General features: G+C 45.4%; 13 protein-coding genes. 11 read left to right on the top strand and 2 right to left on the bottom strand.

Annotation, left to right across the window (positions count from 1 at the left end; genetic code table 11):
* Positions 1-9 precede the first annotated feature (9 nt).
* Together CLV59_RS23350 and CLV59_RS23345 are read right to left on the bottom strand one after the other, a co-directional pair.
* Positions 10-708 (bottom strand): LytR/AlgR family response regulator transcription factor, encoded by a 699-nt coding sequence (locus CLV59_RS23350; protein WP_111594483.1) that lies wholly within the window; start codon positions 706-708, stop codon positions 10-12.
* A complete protein-coding gene (locus tag CLV59_RS23345) occupies positions 705-1,733 on the bottom strand; it encodes a sensor histidine kinase (protein WP_111594555.1) in 1,029 nt (342 codons plus the stop codon). Before CLV59_RS23345 ends, CLV59_RS23350 begins: the two co-directional genes overlap by 4 nt.
* Positions 1,734-1,871: 138 nt before the next feature.
* Between CLV59_RS23345 and CLV59_RS23340 the strand changes: the two genes are divergently transcribed.
* The 11 genes from CLV59_RS23340 to CLV59_RS23290 all read left to right on the top strand — a co-directional run bounded on the left by CLV59_RS23340 (position 1,872) and on the right by CLV59_RS23290 (position 18,999).
* Complete coding sequence (locus CLV59_RS23340; RefSeq protein ID WP_111594482.1) at positions 1,872-4,253, top strand: TonB-dependent receptor domain-containing protein; 2,382 nt, start codon at positions 1,872-1,874, stop codon at positions 4,251-4,253.
* Between the two features lie 97 nt (positions 4,254-4,350).
* Positions 4,351-5,766, top strand: a complete 1,416-nt coding sequence (locus CLV59_RS23335) for an aldehyde dehydrogenase family protein (protein WP_111594481.1) — start codon at positions 4,351-4,353, stop codon at positions 5,764-5,766.
* Positions 5,767-5,847: 81 nt separating this feature from the next.
* Complete coding sequence (locus CLV59_RS23330) at positions 5,848-6,648, top strand: helix-turn-helix domain-containing protein (RefSeq protein ID WP_111594480.1); 801 nt, start codon at positions 5,848-5,850, stop codon at positions 6,646-6,648.
* 114 nt (positions 6,649-6,762) lie between these two features.
* Positions 6,763-7,341: an RNA polymerase sigma factor gene (locus CLV59_RS23325; RefSeq protein WP_170137898.1), complete on the top strand. Its 579-nt coding sequence runs from the start codon at positions 6,763-6,765 to the stop codon at positions 7,339-7,341.
* 62 nt (positions 7,342-7,403) lie between these two features.
* Positions 7,404-8,555 (top strand): FecR family protein, encoded by a 1,152-nt coding sequence (locus CLV59_RS23320; RefSeq protein WP_111594478.1) that lies wholly within the window; start codon positions 7,404-7,406, stop codon positions 8,553-8,555.
* Positions 8,556-8,780: 225 nt separating this feature from the next.
* Positions 8,781-12,143, top strand: coding sequence for a SusC/RagA family TonB-linked outer membrane protein (locus tag CLV59_RS23315; protein ID WP_111594477.1), 3,363 nt, complete (start codon positions 8,781-8,783; stop codon positions 12,141-12,143).
* An 11-nt stretch (positions 12,144-12,154) separates the two neighbouring features.
* Positions 12,155-13,651 (top strand): RagB/SusD family nutrient uptake outer membrane protein, encoded by a 1,497-nt coding sequence (locus tag CLV59_RS23310; RefSeq protein WP_170137897.1) that lies wholly within the window; start codon positions 12,155-12,157, stop codon positions 13,649-13,651.
* Position 13,652: 1 nt separating this feature from the next.
* Complete coding sequence (locus CLV59_RS23305; protein ID WP_111594475.1) at positions 13,653-14,408, top strand: DUF4397 domain-containing protein; 756 nt, start codon at positions 13,653-13,655, stop codon at positions 14,406-14,408.
* A gap of 21 nt (positions 14,409-14,429) precedes the next feature.
* Positions 14,430-15,356, top strand: a complete 927-nt coding sequence (locus CLV59_RS23300; protein ID WP_111594474.1) for an ABC transporter ATP-binding protein — start codon at positions 14,430-14,432, stop codon at positions 15,354-15,356.
* A 9-nt stretch (positions 15,357-15,365) separates the two neighbouring features.
* The gene (locus tag CLV59_RS23295) at positions 15,366-17,693 is read left to right on the top strand and encodes a Gldg family protein (protein ID WP_111594473.1); all 2,328 of its coding nucleotides are present in this window, start codon (positions 15,366-15,368) and stop codon (positions 17,691-17,693) included.
* A 1-nt stretch (position 17,694) separates the two neighbouring features.
* Positions 17,695-18,999 (top strand): MutS-related protein, encoded by a 1,305-nt coding sequence (locus tag CLV59_RS23290; protein WP_111594472.1) that lies wholly within the window; start codon positions 17,695-17,697, stop codon positions 18,997-18,999.
* Positions 19,000-19,009: the final 10 nt, after the last annotated feature.

Below are 19,009 nucleotides of genomic sequence, written 5' to 3'. Positions count from 1 at the left end.
TCAAACTATTTATTTCCTGTCCACCCATTCATTTACCAGCTTACGATACGTTTCTCCAATTGGTAAATAGGTGCCATCAGTGAGCTGGATCTGATTGCCTTCTATCACTTTTATCTTATCCAGAGGGATAATGTAAGAACGATGGATACGTACAAACTGTTTCTGCGGCAGCTTTTCCAGGATATCTTTCATATTCTCCAACACCATTATTTTCTCTTCCTGGGTATGTATACGAATATAGTCTTTCAAGCCTTCTATATACAGAATGGAATCTGGCGCTATTTTATAATGTTTGCGGTCTGCTTTTACAAACAGGAAATCATTCGTGTCGTTGGACTGAAAAGTTTGCTGCCAGCGGTTATACTTTTCAATACTCTGAAAAAACCGATTAAAAGTGACTGGTTTCAGCAAAAAATCAATCACATGAAACTGGTATGCATCCAGTGCATATTGCGGATAAGCAGAAGTGATGATGAAATTATGTTGCTGATTGAATAGCTGCATCAGTTCAATACCTGTCAGTTGAGGCATTTGAATATCCAGGAAGATGAGATCTACTGATTCGCGCTTCAGTACCTCGATGGCTTTGAATACATCGCTGTCGGCATACAATACCTGTAGCTGCGGAACTTTGGAGGCATAGTCGGCTATTAGTTTCACTGCAAAAGGCTCATCGTCCAGTATGATACAATTTATTTTATTCTTCATGACAGGTGTATTAAAAGTTCAGCGGTGAAATGGTTTTGTGCCTGGGTGAGCTGTAGTTGATGCCCATTGGGATAATGGATTTCCAGTCGTCTTTTCAGATTATCTAATCCGATTCCTCCCAGTTTATCCTTCTTCTGTGTGCCAATTTCATTTTTTATTTTGAAAGTAAGCTGTTGCTTATTGGCGGTCAGTCGGATGTCTATAGGATTTTCCCTGGAAGTGGCGCCATGTTTCAATGCGTTCTCCACCAGCGGGGAAAGCACATAGGGCGGGATTTCTATGAAGTCATTCTCTACTTCGCTGATGAAATTGACGAACTCCGTTTCCTGGTGTCTTAGCTGCTCCAGTTCAATATAAGCTTTGATATAATTGATTTCATCTGAAAGGTAAATCTTTTCTTTCTGTGACTCATAGGTGGTGAATCGCATGACCTGGCTCAGTTTTTCAATCGCCGGTAAGGATTTATCAGATTGAAAATAAACCATGGAATAGATATTATTCAGGGTATTAAAGACGAAATGCGGATTAATCTGCGCCTTCAGGAATTTAATCTCCGTATTCTTGTTTTCTTCCAGGATGGCTTTATTATACTCCAACAAACGAATAAAATAAATGCCCCACCAGAGAAAGGAACTGAAAATGATGGGCGTACTGCTGTATTGCAGGTTGTCGAACATATAGTTGAGGAAGGTGGGATAGGTATAGTTTATTCTTCCAAACAGGAGGTCCGTAATGACCTGCTCTGTAAGCCATCGCATGGCGGTGAAGAACAAATAGGAAATGAAGATCCCTGCCACCAGCTTCTTCCATTGGAAAGACGACTTGAATACCTGTTTCATTACGATTAAATAATGAAAATAGAAGGTCGCAATAAATACCACCACATAGGTGCTGTAAAACAGGTCAGGCTTAGAAAACTGGGTCTGCATCGGGTTCTTCACAAAAGTAAAATAGGCGCTGAGCAGCCAGAATATCCCATGGATGATCACCTCTTTTTTCCTTGATAACGTCCCCTTATAAAGCATTGCATCATTTTTTACAAAGCTATTCATTTTCAAAAAGATGTTGATCCGGGTTCGTAGAAAAACGGCGGGGGTTTGTCGATAAAAGTGGTAAAAGGTATTTATTCCATAGAGTTTTGTGGTCTACTTAATTCACGAAATATGAAGCGAATCACCTTGTTACTGCTGGCAATCTTATCTGTTACCTATGTATTTGGCCAACAATACTCCATTAAAGGACTTATCCTGAATCAGCGTAAAGAGCCTATGGCATTTATGTATGTGGGTTTAATGAAGCAGGATAGTATCCCTGTACAGCAAATGCTGACAGATACCCTGGGCCGCTTTGCTATTAAAGCGGAGAAAGGGCAGTACCGACTGCTGATGAAGCAATTCGGGAAGGAATGCCTGAGCAGGGAAGTGGTACTGAACAAGGACCTGGATCTGGGCCTCATTGAAATCAAGGAGGAAACCACGTTGCAGGGTGTAACCGTTGCTTCCCGGAAGAAGCTGGTGGAGCAGCGGGTAGACCGACTGGTATTTAATGTGGAAAATGCAGTGATGCCTACAGGCGGTACCGCTTTAGATGCGCTGAAGGCCACTCCTGGGGTGAGAGTACAACAAGAAAATATCTCCATTGTGGGAAAAGGAGAAGTGCTGGTAATGATAGATGACCGACTGCAAAGGATGTCGCAGGAAGACCTGGCCACTTTCCTGAAAACCATTCCTGCGGATAATATCAAGAGTATTGAGGTGATCACGGCGCCCCCTGCCCAATACGATGCAGAAGGCAACAGTGGCCTGATCAATATTAAGCTGAAACGCGCAAAAGCTAATACCTGGGATGCCACCATCGGCACTACCTATAACCAGAGAACCTATGCTAGCGGCAGTGTACAAGGTTTGTTCAATTATAATCATTCCCGCCTCGCGCTACAGGTATCCGTGAATAAAGGGAAAGAAAAATTATTGACCACCTCTGATGGACAGATATTCTATACCCATGAACAATGGAACCAACAGGTGAAAAATAAATCGCAAAGCGATGTGCTGAGTACCGGTTTAGGTATCGATTATAAGATTTCCGATAAATGGTCTACCGGTGTGAAATACCTGGGAAGCTTTACTGACAAGAACTTCAGTAATCAACCTTTTACGAGCCGTATTGGTCAGGATAACACAAGTTATATTGCTTCGGATGTAAATGGCGCTAATAAACCAGCTATGAATGCGGTAAACTGGCATCATGCCATTGCGCTGGATTCCATGGACCGGAAAGTGACGATCGACTTCGACTACTTCAGTTATCAGAAGAAAGATTTTCGCTTATATTCCGGAAATGAACTGGATCAGCATAAAGGCGTGATCCCTGGTAGTTACTTCGCTGCCACGAATTCCAATATCAATAAAATACATAACCTCTCCGGTAAAGCGGATATCTCCCTGCCTTATAAATGGGCCAATGTGAATGTAGGCGCTAAAGCCTCATACACCAATACCAATAATGATTTGGTGGTATATGACCTTCAAACAGGTGGCCCCGTTTTGAATACAGGTCAGTCGAATGTATTCAATTACAAAGAGTACAACGAAGCAATTTACTTTTCTGCAGGTAAGAAAATAAATAATTATTGGGAGACACAAGTCGGTCTGCGTATAGAAGCCACACAAACAAAAGGTTACAGCCTCAATTTGAATCAGACTAACGCAAATGACTATATTAAACTGTTCCCGACGGCATATATCACCTATGAGCCGGATGCGAATAATACGTTCTCTTTTAACTACAGCCGCAGAATACGCAGACCAGATTTTGATTACCTGAATCCATTTGTGATCCGCACCAGTCCTTATTTCTATTCAGAAGGGAATCCATTCTTAAAACCTTCCTACATTGATAACCTGGAGCTCTCTTACGTGAAAAATCAAAACTGGGTGAATTCAGTATACTATTCCAGGGTAACCGATTTCGGTCAGGCATTATCCATCGTGGATAGCGTCACCAATGTTACCAGACAAACGCCGATGAACTATGCCAATACTTACCAGATAGGATTTTCCACGTATTACAATTTTAATAAATTGTCATGGTGGAATAGTGCTACAGGTTTCAATGTAAACTACCAGCATGTAACCTCGAAAACAGGCATCATTCAATCTACTGATGGCTATAACGGCTACTGCTACACCAATAACGATTTCACCCTCAACTCCTCCAAAACTGTTTTCCTCGGTATCAATTATGCGTTACAATTACCTGGCCGTTATCAGATCTTCCAGATCTCTACATTGCATATCCTGGATGTTTCTATGAAGTTCCTACTGGCCAATAAAAAATTCTCTGTAACGCTGACAGGAGAAGATCTTCTCAATGCACAGCGCCCACTGATCTCTTACTATTCCAATGGTATTAAAAATACCGTACGCAGTTACGGAGATTCCAGAGGCTTCCGTGTTGCCCTGAGTTATAAGCTGGGTAAGAATATCAAGACCTTTAAACAGAGAGCGTTCGGGAACGAAGAGGAAAGAAGCAGAGCCAATTAGGGGAAATGGCTGAGCCATACAACAAAACAACTTTGAGCTATGCAGCAAAGAGGAAGTGAAGATGTTGCCGGACATTTGTACTGTAAAAACAAAGTATATGAAAAGTATCAATAAAGGTTATATCAACGGCGAATTTGTTACGTTGCATGGCTCAGCCACTTTCGATCTGATCAATCCCACCAATCATGAGCAATTAGGGGTTGTAACGCTGGGAGATGAAACAGACGTACAACAGGCAGTTGCCGCTGCGAAGCAGGCTTTCAAATCGTTTTCCAGGTCCAGTATAGCAGATCGCGTACAGTTATTGGAAAATTTGCAGGCGGCTGTAAGTAAAAAGGAGAAAGAGCTGACAGAGGTAATGATCCAGGAATATGGCGGTACCCGTCAATTTTGTGCTATGAGCGTACAGATGGCGATCTCTTCTTTCAGCAGTATGATAGAAACATTGCAGGCATTTGAGTTCCAGCGTAAAGCGGGCCATACGTTAGTGCAACTGACGCCGGTAGGAGTTGTAGGCATTATCACTCCCTGGAATGCCAGCAACAATCTCATATGTAATAAGGTGGCAACGGCTATCGCCGCCGGTTGTACGGTAGTGGTGAAGCCCAGTGAAATGAGCGCATTGCAGACACAAGTACTGGTGGAATGTTTTCATGAGGCAGGGTTGCCTAAAGGTTTATTTAATGTGGTAAACGGATTAGGTAATGTAGTAGGAAGTGCCATTACGAACCATCCTGATATTGCCAAGATATCTTTTACTGGTTCTACTGTAACTGGTAAATTGATTGCTAAATCGGCTGTGGATACCGTTAAACGGGTAACATTGGAACTGGGAGGTAAATCGCCCAACATCATCCTGGATGATGCTGATTTTGAAAAAGCCATCCCAATGGCAATATTTGGCGCTTATATGAACAGTGGTCAGGCATGTGTGGCGCCTACGCGTTTACTGGTACCAAAGTCTCGCCTGGAGGAGGTAAACCAACTGGCTAAAGCGGCTGCTGAACAGGTAGTAGTAGGCAACCCCGGTAACGATTCTACCAATGTAGGCCCTATGGTTTCCGGAAAACAATTCGACCGCGTACAGCAATACATACAAGTGGGTTTGGAAGAGGGCGCCACCTTGTTAACCGGCGGTCTGGGAAAACCAGCAGGATTGGAAGATGGCAACTTTGTCAAAGCGACCGTGTTTACTGATGTAAAAAACAACATGCGCATTGCACAAGAGGAAATATTCGGTCCTGTATTATCTATCATTCCATATGAAAATGAGGAGGAAGCTATTAGCATTGCTAACGATACTACATATGGACTGGCAGCCTATATTACTGCTGCGGATGAGGGTCGCGCTATACGCCTCGCATCACAGATTGAAGCCGGCAGAGTATGTGTAAACGGCTTTAAGCATGATCCGCTTGCGCCATTCGGAGGATTTAAGCAATCTGGTATTGGACGGGAGTTTGGAGCCTATGGCCTGGAAGAATACCTGGAACCTAAATCCATCCTCGTCTAATTTATAATGTAATATGTTTTATATTTATGAACCCTGTCTGCGTGCGAATCGGACAGGGTTTATATAGTGATAGAGCGACATATGTCTACCGATACTAATTATATCAATTATTCCTGTCATCTTACTACCTATAGGGAAGGGGAACAGTTTGTGCCATATCATAATCTGTTGATGATAATTTCTGGAGAAATGGAACTGTATGATGGTAATAATCGCCAGACTTTCGGGCCGGGAGATGTAGTACTGATCAGGAAAAATCAGTTACTGAAGTTTATAAAAAGAGTCTCCACTGCATTAGAGTTCAAGTCCCTCTCCATCCGGATAGATGATGCCATGTTGCAGCAAATGAGTGCGCAGGAAGCCTTCCAGGCAGAAGAGAAGGTACAAACCGCCACGTTTATACCTTTGCCAGAGGCGCAGCATCTCCGTTATTTCATGGAGTCGCTGTTACAATATAAAGATTTACTGGAAAATAAAGCCCCTGAGCTGTTGGAGCTGAAAGTAAAAGAGGCGCTGGTATTACTCTTTGCCTATGATAAAAACCTGAAGAAGGTATTGTTTGATTTTGCAGACCCTTACAAAATTAACCTCGAAGAGTTCATGCAGAAAAATTTCCACTTCAATGTAAAGCTGGACCGCTTCGCCTATTTAACAGGACGTAGCCTGGCTACATTCAAACGGGATTTTCAAAAGATCTTCCAGACTTCTCCGCGCAACTGGTTGCAGCATCGCAGGCTACAGGAAGCCTACTTTCTGATTACGCAGAAGCACCTGCGCCCCACCGAGATTTATATGGATTTAGGATTTGAAGACCTGTCTCATTTTTCCTTTGCTTTTAAGAAACAATACGGGCAAGCACCTACGGAGTTGTTGAAAGGGTAAGGTGCATGCTGCCTCGTTCTTCTCCCCACTCATCCTTCTCCCCACTATAATTTCTCCCAATTAATATTAAATTTACCGTTGCATCAGGGGATGGGAGCTGATGAGACTATGTTAATGAATGACCAGGACTTACTGCAACAACTAGCCCTCGGCAATCGGGAGGCGTTTACAACGATATACCAGCAATATCATGGCGGTATCTATAATTATCTGCTGAAATTCACCAGGAATCCGGCTTTTACGGAAGACCTGGTCCATGACGTATTCCTTAAAATATGGGAAGTACGAACGCAACTGGATATTAAAAAATCTTTTGATGCCTACCTTTACCGCCTCGCCCGTAATACGGCCATTACACAGTTGAACCGCATCTCCCTATATGATACCATTCGCGATGAAATCATGCATCGCCTCTCCACAGGTATCAACGACCAGTCGCTCATGAATGCGGTGGAAGCTAAACAATACGAGGAACTGCTGCAAAAAGCAATAGACCAACTGCCCCCGCAACGCCGGGAAGCCTTCATCCTCTGCCGCCAACAGGGAATGAGCTATGAGGAAGCTGCTGCTCAGATGAATATTTCCCGTAATACATTCAAACAGCACCTGTCGCTCGCCGTAAAGGCCATCCGCGACTACCTCCTGGAGCACGGTAGTATCTCCCTGTTAATACTGCTGGTATCCCTGAAATAAAAAATTTCAGATTTTTTTTCGATGTCATCCACCCATTTGTTTTATTCGTTAGTCTTATTATTATGGAGCCAAATAATTTTCCTGTTACAGACCTGCTTCAAAAGTTTCTCGACGGTACCATCTCGGATACTGAAAGTGAAACTTTATTCGCCTGGTTGAAGGAAAATCCTGCCGCTGATCATCCGGAGCTGGAATCCGTGCTGGAGAAGAATTACCGGCGCTCTTTTGAAGAGCCGCCTGCGCTTACAGCCGCCGCTGGTAACCGTATTCTACAGCGACTGATAGAAAGCACGGCTGCTCCGGTAGTGCCTATACGCCGTCGTTGGATGCCATATGCCGCTGCTGTGGCGCTATTATTGATAACGGCTACCGCTACAATGATAATATGGCGTCCTAAGGATGTGACGCCAATAGTCAATAATACCAACGCTGTTAAACCAGGAAACCATGCTTTTTTAACCCTGGCAGATGGCAAACAAATACAGCTCGACAGCGCCTATGGCAACATTGTACAACAGCAGGGGCTGCAAGTAGCTAATAATAAAGGGGAACTGGACTACAAAGGAAAAGCCGGAAGTGTGGAAATGCATACCTTGTCCACCCCTAAAGGAGGCCAGTACAGATTGCTGCTGCCAGATGGAACCGCTGTATGGCTAAATGCAGAATCCAGTATCACTTTCCCGACGGCCTTCCATAGTAATTCCAGGGAAGTGAAGATGTCCGGCGAAGTCTATTTTGAGGTGAAACCAGCCGCCAATCAACCATTCAAGGTAAATATTGACGGTAAGAATACAATAGAGGTGTTAGGTACGGAATTTAACGTAAACGCCTATACGAATGAACCAGCTATTCGTGCCACCTTAATTCAAGGTAGTGTCAGGATATTACATGACCATACCTCCGCAGTGCTGAAGCCAGGCCAACAGGGCGTTGTCAGCCAAGACCAACTGGATGTGAACAATAATGTAGATATCGAAATGGTAGTGGCCTGGAAAGAAGGATTGTTCCGCTTTGACCGTACGCCATTGGAAACGGTATTACGACAGCTTTCCCGCTGGTACGATGTGGATGTGATATACGAGAAGGGCATACCTAATATTCTTTTCAGCGGCGAAATAAAACGGGACCTTGACTTGAACCAGGCGCTCACCGTGCTGAGCACCATGGGCGTTCATTATAAAATTGACGGTAGAAAGCTAGTGATTATGCCATAATAGGGCATTCGGTATACCAACTTAAACTTTAATCATCTGATTCATGGACATATCCTGAATGCAAGCTGTAATGCTATTGGCGGAGCTATGCCAGTAAAAATCGTAACAGGGGCTATACCTGCTATTCCAATCATCTGATGGCAAGCGATTCAGATAAAAGCTGTGAAGCTATTGGGAATGCTATACCCATACTGAAACCAATTATTTTAATCAACCAGAATTATTATGATTCAAACATCCAGTATTCGCAAATGGTCCACTAAGCCAAACCGCCTTTTTAAAAGGCTGACCATGGTGCTGCTGATGGTAGGCTGTCTGACAGTATCCCTGTCTGCAACAGCACAAACTATCACCTACAGCAGTAAGAAAGCTACGCTGCAACAGGTGTTTGCCGAAATCAAAAAACAAGTCAACTATGTCGTGATATTCAATCCGGATTTAATAGATGTCTCTGTTTCCGTTTCTGTAAATGCCCAAAAACAGCCATTAGAAGCTTTTCTAAAGACTATCTTCTCAGGCATGCCGGTGAAGTACAATATCGTGGGTACCACAATTGTACTGTTCCGGAAGTCGGATAGTCCGCAGACCGCAATGCCCGAAGACAACGTGCCCACGCGCGAAGTCTCGGGCATCGTGTCTGACGAAAAAAATCGCACTCCACTGATAGGTGTAAACGTTGTTATTGCAGGAACCAACAGAGGAACGCAAACCAACGAGAAAGGATTATTTACCTTAAAAAACGTGGAAGAAAACGATGTCCTGGTGTTCTCCAGTATCGGTTTTCAGAAAGTATCCGTAACTGTTTCCCGCCTGAGGGTACTCTTTAATGTGGCATTACCTCCCGCTACCAGTGAGCTGGACCAGGCAGTGGTACAGGCATACGGGATTACCAGCAAACGTTTGACCACCGGTAATATCACAAAGATTACCGCCAAAGATATAGAGAGACAGCCTGTCCTCAACCCACTACTGGCCCTTCAGGGCCATGCGCCGGGGCTCCTCGTCACACAAACCAGCGGTTATGCCAATGCTCCTGTAAAAGTGGAAATCAGAGGCCGTAATTCTATAGGGACTAATTTTCTCTCAGATCCCCTCTACGTGATCGATGGAGTGCCTATGACGGTATTAGACCTTCCTGGCGTTTGGCGCAATGGGGGCGTTTCTACAGGATTTGTGCAAGGTGGACTCTCCGCCACCGGCGGTCAGAGCCCCTTGTTTAGCATGAACCCTCGCGATATCGAAAGCATCGAAGTATTGAAAGATGCGGACGCTACAGCCATCTATGGCTCCCGCGCGGCAAATGGGGTGATCCTGATTACCACTAAGAAAGGAAAACCCGGCAAAACGAATTTCTCCCTGGATGTCAACCAAGGCTATATCGATGTGCCGCATCGCCGGCAGATGCTGAATACCCAGCAATACCTCCAAATGCGCCGCGAAGCATTCAAAAATGATGGTATCACACCTACCAAAGCCACTGCTCCGGATCTCGTGGCATGGGATACTACCCGGTATACCGACTGGCAGAAAGAAATTTTAGGGACCGGCAGTCAGACTACCATCAATACTAGTCTTTCCGGTGGCGATGCACAAAATACTTTCCGCATCAGTGGTAACTATGGCAAACAAGTAGATGTATTGAGTAAGAGTGGCGCCAGTCAGCAAGCTACGCTGGGCGCTAATATTGGCCACAAAAGCCAGAATCAGAAACTAAGTGTGAACCTCGGTACACAGTTCTCCTATACGCACGTGAATGCTATTTATGCATTATCTAGTGTCTTCCAGTTGCCACCTAATGCGCCGCCCATCTATAACAGCAAAGGAGAATTAAACTGGGACGAATGGAATGCCGTTGGTAAAGGAAATGACTTTCCTTTCGGCTACCTGTTAAAGACAAATGTTCTGGAAACAAATCAGTTCAGCAGCAACCTTGGTATCAGCTATGAACTGTTGAAAGGACTGACAGTATCTACTTCCGCAGGTTATACCAGCATGACTGGCTCCAGCAATTTCTTCATACCTATTGCATCTCAAAATCCAATAGACAATCCAATGGGTTCCACCAGTTTCGGAACTACAAAGAATACCAACTGGATCATAGAACCACAAATTGCGTATAGCCGGTACGTTGGTAAAGGCGATCTGAAAGTACAACTAGGAGGTTCCCTTCAATCCACCATCACCGACGGCGTTACCACATTCGGATTAGGTTATACGGACGACAATATGCTCAGCAGCATTAACAATGCGATGGTGCAACAAACAACCGAAAATTATGCCCGTTATAAATATGCCGGTATGTTCGGACGTATCAATTATAACTGGAACAATAAATATATCATCAACCTGAATGCCAGAAGAGACGGATCTTCCCGTTTTGCTGCGGGTAGTCAGTTTGGCAATTTCGGTTCTGTGGGGCTGGCCTGGAATGCTTCGGAAGAACCCTGGATGAAACAGCTGCTGCCTAACTGGGTCAGCTTCATGAAACTGCGTACCAGTTATGGTATTACAGGTGGTGATGGTTCTATTGGCGACTATCAGTACTTGTCGCAGTGGTCTACCAAAATATCCAATGTACCACTGAACCAATATGGCGGCCTGCAACCACTGGTACCCATACACGCAGTAAACCAGCAATATCATTGGGAATCAAATAAGAAGTACGAAGCGGCATTAAGCGTCAGTTTCCTGGAAGATCGTATCAACCTGGAAGGAGCTTATTATATGAACCGTTCCGGAAACCAGGTAACGAGCATACCTACACCTAGATATACCGGCTTCAGTTCCATTGTAGGCAACTGGAATGCGGTGATTGAAAACGCTGGCTGGGAAGGAGATATCCGTGCTACCCTGGTACAGAAGAAAGACCTCCGTTGGTCTGTGACATTCAATATTTCCACTAATAAGAACCGACTCATATCCTATCCTGGTATTGAGCAGTCGCCCTACTATACCATTTATAGAGTGGGAGAGTCGCTCAGCGCTGTATACCTGACACATTACCTGGGTATAGATCCGCAAACAGGGAGATATAGTTTCGTAGACCGTAATAAAGACGGGCAGATCATCATCAATAGCAATGTGCCAGCCGGTACTGCAAATGACGACCGCTATATCGTGAAAGATCTGAATCCTAAATACTATGGCGGTATTGGGACCGCTTTGACCTATAAAGGCTGGAACCTGGATCTGTTCTTTGATTACAAACGTCAGCTGGGCATGAATCCTTTCCTCGAAATACCAGGAGGCTTCTCTAATCTGCCAGTAAGCGCGATTCGTGATCATTGGCAGAAGCCGGGAGATATCGCTGCTTATCCGGGATATTCTACCAGCCTCGGTACTTCCATCAGCTCTTCAGACGCCATGTATGTGAATGCCTCGTATCTGCGATTCCGTACCCTGGCCCTCAGTTACGGACTGCCGGATAATCTGCTGAAAAGAATGCACATGACCGCATGTCGCGCCTTTATCAGGGCACAGAACCTTTTCACTATCACCAACTATCCAGGGATAGACCCGGAAATACAGGACCTGTCTAGTGTTCCTCCTTCCAGAACTATCACTGGCGGCTTATCCTTTAACTTCTAAATCCAATGGCTATGCAGAGATTTCAGCAAAATATAGTAATCGTTTCCGGATTTTTATTGCTGGGAATGTTGTGCGCCTGCAAGAAACTGGTGACAATACCTGATCCTATCAATACTATTTCCACCGGTCAGGTGTTCAGTAGTGAAAAGCAGGCCAATAGCGCCATGGTTGGCGTTTATAGCAAAATGATCAATGGGTCCGACTATCTATCAATCGGCAGCGTAGGCCAGAGAAGCTTTGCTGCAGGACTTTCCACCATACTGGGAGGATTATCTTCTGATGAACTATTCAGCTATTACGGTACCGATCAGCAATCCTACTATGGCGTTAATATCAATAAACTAACCATCTATAACAGCGACCGTCCTTGGGAAATCTGGTATTCCGCATATGATGCGATCTACGGCGCCAATTCTGTCATAGAAGGTATTGCCGATTCCAGATCGGTAACGTTGAAAGACAGTGTGCGTAAGGCATTAACGGGAGAAGCAAAGTTTGTGCGTGCATTTAGTTATTTCTACCTCGTCAATTTCTTTGGAGATGTGCCCCTGGCATTAACGGTAGATTTCAATAAAACGGCGCATTTATCCCGTGCCCCTCAAAGTGAAGTATACCAGCAGATATTGCAGGATCTGAAAGATGCAGCCGCTGGACTACCAGCCGCTTACCCTACTGCAACCGGCGAACGTACCAGACCAAATAAATACGCAGCACTCGCCTTATTAGCCAGGGTATACCTCTATACCGACGACTATAATAATGCGGCGGCAACGGCCACTATGGTGATAGATAACGTGGCCGACTATACGCTGGAAACTGACTTGGACAACGTTTTCCGTACCAATAGTAAGGAAGCCATCTGGCAATTGCAACAAGCGCTGACAGACTTCACCATTAAAGATGGTACTCCGGAAGGGTTTGTAATGCAGCCGAATACGCTGAAAATAGGCCTGGCTGCTTATTGCCTGACACCTTCCATGCTAGCCACATTCGAGCCCGGAGACCAGCGTCTTCCTAAATGGGTAGACAGCACAGATAACTCCCTGGGGACCGGTACTTCAACGGGTGTAACCTACTTCCCTGCGAAATATAAAATAGGTAAAGCGAATGGCACACCAGGTATGCCACCACGTGAATACTATATGGCACTCCGCCTGGCAGAAGTATACCTCATCCGCGCGGAGGCCGCCGCCAACGGCGCTGCAGGTGGTACTGCCACCGCAATTGCGGACCTGAATATCATTCGTAACAGGGCAGGAGTACCCGCATTACCTGCCTCCCTGAACAAAGAGCAAACACTGGCTGCTGTGGCAAAAGAAAGAAAAACAGAACTTTTTGCAGAATGGGGACACCGCTGGTTTGATCTCAAACGTACCAAACAAATGCATGACGTATTAAGTGCTATACCGCTGAAACAGCCGTGGATAGGCGATTTTCAGGCCCTGTATCCACTCCCCGTGCCAGAAATTAATACCAACCATTTCCTGATCCAAAATACTGGTTACTAAGATGAAAAAACAATCTTTCATATATGCGTGCCTGTTAGCCATGATGCTGTTCTCTTGTGGTAAAGCGACCATAATGCCTAAAGACGCGGCCGCACTAAACATCATGAATGCCGTAGTAGGCAGCGAACTGCTGGCTACCAATTTCAAAGGCGGCACGCCCTATGATTATTACCGCACCATGTACGTGCAATATGCTGATCCTAGTTTGCCAACAAGGCATTACAGCTCCTATAACGGGGAACAACCCTTGTGGATTTATAACTTTCCCGATACCACAGAGAAAGATTTACCATTACTTAAGCTCAATCTGCAATTGCCGGCAGGCTCCATTCATTCGCTGTATGTCACTGGTACGCTGGCACAACCGGATACGATGTTCGTAGAAGAACATTTGCCGAATCATTCGCTGGGAGATAGTACTACCAGTATCAGGTTTATTAACCTGTCGCCAGGCAGCCAGTCGGTGAAAGTGACGATTCAGGGAAAGAGCAGCCCGGAAGCGGGCAATATAGCCTATAAGACAATGTCCAACTTCATAACCTATCCTGTGAATGTTCCCCAGGCGGATGATGTGTTTGAATTTAGGGATGCAGCCTCGGATGCGGTGATCGCCACGTTTACGGCAACAGGTATACATTATACCGGGCCATCTGTGCAGCCGCATCCCTGGTTGTTTAAGAACAAAGCGCTGGCGCTGATTGGTATTCGCGGCGGAACAGGCGCGCAACGGCAACAGGTGGTAGTGATAAATTATTAACAGAACATTTGAACAATAGTCATGAGTACTATACTGAAAATCGAACGACTCTCGCATCGCTATAGCAGTGCATGGGCAATACGGGATATCAACCTGGAGATTACAGAAACAGGGGTAGTAGGCTTACTGGGCTCCAACGGAGCCGGTAAGTCGACCACCATGAATATCCTCTGCGGAGTACTGAATCAGACGGAAGGAGATGTATATATCAACGGTATCAGTATGCGGGAACAACCGGAAGCAGCGAAAAAAGAAATTGGTTTCTTGCCGCAGTATCCTCCCGTATACACAGATCTCACGGTAGATGAATACCTCACTTTTTGCGCTCAATTGCGCAAAATGGAAAAAGGAACCGTCAAGAAAGCAGTAGAAGAGGCAAAGGAACGATGTGGGATCGGACATTTCAGCTCCCGACTCATCGGCAACCTCTCTGGTGGCTATCGGCAGCGGGTAGGCATTGCACAAGCGATCATCCATAAGCCCCGGTTAGTAGTCATGGATGAACCTACCAATGGCCTGGACCCTAACCAATTGATAGAGGCCCGTAAACTGATCCGGGAAATAGGCCAGGATCATACCGTACTGTTGTCTTCCCATATACTCAACGAAGTACATCTCTTATGCCGGGAAGTGGTGATGATTGAAGGTGGCAGAGTAATCTTCGCTGATACGATGGACGCCTTTAACAACTATGTACAACCACATAGCGTACTGGTACGCATGGAAAATGCGCCTTCCGCCCCGGAGTTACTGAAGATTCCAGGCGCCACAAAAGTAGAGTTCCTGAGCGATCGCCAGATCCGTATCTACTTCGATGGCGATCAGGATATCACCGAAAGAATTATTACAGCCAGCGTACAGCAAGGATGGAGGCTGCGGGAGATAAACCTCGACAAAGGCCTGCTGGACGATATTTTCAAGCAACTATCTATTCAATCTCTCCAATAATATTCCTACATGAAGATGATATTCAAGATCGCGAGAACAGAATTGCGCAACCTTTTCTATTCTCCGGTAGCCTGGTTTCTGACAATTGCTTTTATGGTGCAATGCGGCGTGTATTATACTTCCGCATTGTATCCGGTGGCCAAATGGCAGGAAGTGCTGTTGCAGAACACGCCTACATTTAAAGATTTCGGGGTGGCCATGACAGCGGGTATTTTCCTGGCGCCGGATGGCATTTTTATGAATGTACTCCAAAACCTCTACCTGTTTGTGCCGCTGTTAACCATGGGCTTAATCAGTCGCGAAATCAACAGTGGTACTATAAAATTGCTCTATTCCTCTCCGGTGAAAATACGGGAGATTGTATTGGGAAAATACCTGGCGGTAATGATCTATAACCTGCTGCTGGTAGGTGTTGTAGGCGTATTTATTGTCACGGGAATTATCAATATACACCATGCGGATTATGGATGGTTGTTGTCTGCACTGCTAGGCTTTTATCTCCTGGTATGCGCTTACACGGCCGTCGGACTTTTTATGTCCAGTCTGACTACCTACCAGATCGTTTCCGCGATAGGTAGCTTTATCATCATTTTTATATTGAGTCGTATAGGTACCTTATGGCAGAAGTATGACCTGGTAAGGGATCTGACCTACTTTTTGTCGCTCTCCGGCCGTACCACCAAGATGTTGAAAGGACTGATCACCACCAAAGATCTGATCTATTTCATCCTGATTGTATATATGTTCGTGGGTTTCACTTTGATCAAACTCAAGGCTGGAAGGGAATCCAAGCCATGGTATGTGAAAACCGGCAGGTATATGCTGATCGCTATTTCCGTACTGGTGCTGGGTTATTTCAGCTCTCGTCCGGGATACATAGGCTATTGGGATACTACTGCCAATAACAATAACACCTTGCATGTGAACACGCAGCAGGTGATCAAAGAAATGAAAGACGGACCACTGGAAGTAACCTTGTACTGCAATCTCTTCGGAGGTGGCGTGGGGCGCGGACTTCCAGAGAACCGAAATGATTATCTCTGGAATCTTTGGGAGCCTTATCTGCGTTTTAAACCAGATATCAAATTCAATTACGTTTACTATTACGATGTGCCAGACAGCGATAGCACACTATATATCACCTGGGGAAGAAAAAGCTACCAGGAGATAGCAGCGAAGATGTGTGAAGGTTATGAGATCAAACCATCTTTGTTCAAACCAGGTGCGGAAGTACGTAAGCTGATTGATTTAAGTCCGGAAAACTATCGCATGGTGATGCAGTTGCAGTATAAAGGAAAAACTACCTTCCTCCGCACCTTCGATGATGCCACATTCTGGCCGGAAGAACCACAGGTAGGAGCTGCCTTCAAACGTTTGCTGCAGCCGGTTATGCCGAAAGAATTATTCCTGACAGGCAACCTGGAAAGAGATATCTATAAAAAAGGAGAAAGAGAATACAATTACCATTCCTTATCAAAAGATAACCGCTATTCCCTGATTAACATTGGTTTTGATGCAGATACCATTGCTGAAACGCAGGAGATTCCGGAAGACGTCACTACGCTGGTAATCGCAGATCCCAAAACGGCATTGAGTGAAGCTACCATGCTCCATTTAAAGCGTTATATCGATAAGGGAGGAAATATGTTCATTCTGGGAGAACCCGGTAAACAGCAGGTGCTAAACCCATTACTGGCGCAGTTAGGCGTGAAAATGATGGATGGCACGCTGATAGAACTTTCCAAAGATGAGATGCCGCACATGGTAAAACCGTATCTCACGATACAATCCCTGGATTTATCCGGAGAGCCGCTCCTGCAACTGTTGAAAGAAGGCATGAAGAAAGGCGAGGATAGTCTGCCCCTGCTGATGCCTGGCGTCGCCGGACTGGAATGGACTAACGATAGCGGCTATACGGTACAGCCGTTGTTGCAAACCGGCTTCAATAGAGCATGGCTGAAAGCGGGCACACTGGTAACAGATTCCGTGCCGCCTGTATTCAATCCAGCAGATGGAGATAGTAAAATTCCACGTTATACAACCGCTGTTTCCCTTTCCCGGAAACTGGCGCAAAAGGAGCAACGCATCATTATCTCTGCGGATGCTGATTTTATGAGTAACCTGCGCCAGGGAGGCGGGTTTTTGAGTCGCACTTTCTATTCCTGGCTGGATGATGGAAAATTCCCCATCTATACGCCGCGACCTAAACCACAGGATACCTTGTTGAACATCGGTACCACTGGCGCAGGCATACTCAAAATCGTATATGTGTGGGTGTTACCAGGATTAGTGTTGCTATTGGGAACCGTTTTACTGATCAGGAGAAAAAGAAAATAATATGATGTTGCATACAGATGACCAGACTATTGAAGATCTGCGGATCTTCGGCAAGCGCGATACGCAGGGCATCTATGACCTGTATAACCATACCAGCACACGAGGGGGAGAGGCTATACTGAGCGAGATGTTTCGCCAACCATTATCAAACAGAGAAGAAATCAACAGGAGAAGCAGCATCATAGCGCTCTTCGCCCAAAACAAAGTAAGCTTCCCCTTCAACGCGGCCCTTTTTGATATGGCAGAGAAATATCTTGCCAACGCCAACGCACAAACGAAAAATGCCACCCGTAATGCTGCATTGAGCGAAAAGGACGTTAATAACGGCGTTGCCGCAGTGATAGAACTGATTCAACAGGTGACCGTCTTTATTAGCGCAGATAACGTTAAACAAATCTCCGCATTCGATACCGAAAGGCTTGCCATCAGCGAATTACTGATGGACTCCGCACTGGACCCTGTTCGCCAGGAGAAAAACAAAAGATTGTCGTTTGCCGCTGTAACAGCCTATGATCTGCTGTTTCGTACCCGTGAACGCAGCAGGATAGAGAAACTGATGCGCCATGTATACCAATTGGATGTATATATATCAGTTGCCAATGTAGCAACGGAACATCAGTTTGTATTTCCTAAAGCGCTGGAGAAAGGAAACGACCTCTTATTGTTGGAAGGAGTATATCATCCCGGATTGAAAAATGCCATCGGCAATAATGTACGCCTGCATACCGAAGAACATGTGATCTTCCTGACAGGCGCTAATATGGCGGGAAAATCCACCTTTCTGCGCTCGCTTAGCACCGCTGTATACCTGGCGCATATGGGGTTTCCTGTAGCGGCTAAGAAGATGGAGTTTGTAGTGCTGGACGGCATCTATACCACCATCAACCTGCCAGATAACCTGGGAATGGGCGCCAGCCACTTCTATGCAGAGGTACTACGGGTGAAAAAGATCGCCGCAGAACTCCATGCCGGCAAATCCCTGTTAGTGATTTTCGATGAACTGTTCCGCGGAACAAATGTGAAAGATGCCCATGAGGCTACGGTGGCCATTACCGGCGCTTTCACAGCAAAGAAGAACAGTTTGTTTGTGATCTCCTCACATATCGTGGAGGCAGGGGAAGACCTGAAACGATATGCCGGTACCGGATTTTTGTACCTGCCTACCCGTATGAACGGCCATCAACCGGAATATACGTATAAGCTTGAACGTGGTATTACAGATGATCGTCATGGTATGATTATCATCCGGAATGAAGGAATACTGGATATTCTGAAGAATGGGCGTAAACGTGCGCTGGAACAATAAAAGAACAGTT

It is taken from the genome of Chitinophaga dinghuensis, from assembly GCF_003259435.1.
Taxonomy (GTDB): Bacteria; Bacteroidota; Bacteroidia; order Chitinophagales; family Chitinophagaceae; genus Chitinophaga; species Chitinophaga dinghuensis.
The sequence above is the reverse complement of the archived record's forward strand: the minus strand, read 5'-3'. Positions and strand labels throughout refer to the sequence as shown.

Coding starts and splice junctions, on each gene's coding strand:
- CLV59_RS23350 (WP_111594483.1), bottom strand. CDS start 708: ATGAAGAATAAAATAAATTGTATCATACTGGACGATGAGCCTTTTGCA.
- CLV59_RS23345 (WP_111594555.1), bottom strand. CDS start 1,733: ATGCTTTATAAGGGGACGTTATCAAGGAAAAAAGAGGTGATCATCCAT.
- CLV59_RS23340 (WP_111594482.1), top strand. CDS start 1,872: ATGAAGCGAATCACCTTGTTACTGCTGGCAATCTTATCTGTTACCTAT.
- CLV59_RS23335 (WP_111594481.1), top strand. CDS start 4,351: ATGAAAAGTATCAATAAAGGTTATATCAACGGCGAATTTGTTACGTTG.
- CLV59_RS23330 (WP_111594480.1), top strand. CDS start 5,848: ATGTCTACCGATACTAATTATATCAATTATTCCTGTCATCTTACTACC.
- CLV59_RS23325 (WP_170137898.1), top strand. CDS start 6,763: ATGAATGACCAGGACTTACTGCAACAACTAGCCCTCGGCAATCGGGAG.
- CLV59_RS23320 (WP_111594478.1), top strand. CDS start 7,404: ATGGAGCCAAATAATTTTCCTGTTACAGACCTGCTTCAAAAGTTTCTC.
- CLV59_RS23315 (WP_111594477.1), top strand. CDS start 8,781: ATGATTCAAACATCCAGTATTCGCAAATGGTCCACTAAGCCAAACCGC.
- CLV59_RS23310 (WP_170137897.1), top strand. CDS start 12,155: ATGCAGAGATTTCAGCAAAATATAGTAATCGTTTCCGGATTTTTATTG.
- CLV59_RS23305 (WP_111594475.1), top strand. CDS start 13,653: ATGAAAAAACAATCTTTCATATATGCGTGCCTGTTAGCCATGATGCTG.
- CLV59_RS23300 (WP_111594474.1), top strand. CDS start 14,430: ATGAGTACTATACTGAAAATCGAACGACTCTCGCATCGCTATAGCAGT.
- CLV59_RS23295 (WP_111594473.1), top strand. CDS start 15,366: ATGAAGATGATATTCAAGATCGCGAGAACAGAATTGCGCAACCTTTTC.
- CLV59_RS23290 (WP_111594472.1), top strand. CDS start 17,695: ATGATGTTGCATACAGATGACCAGACTATTGAAGATCTGCGGATCTTC.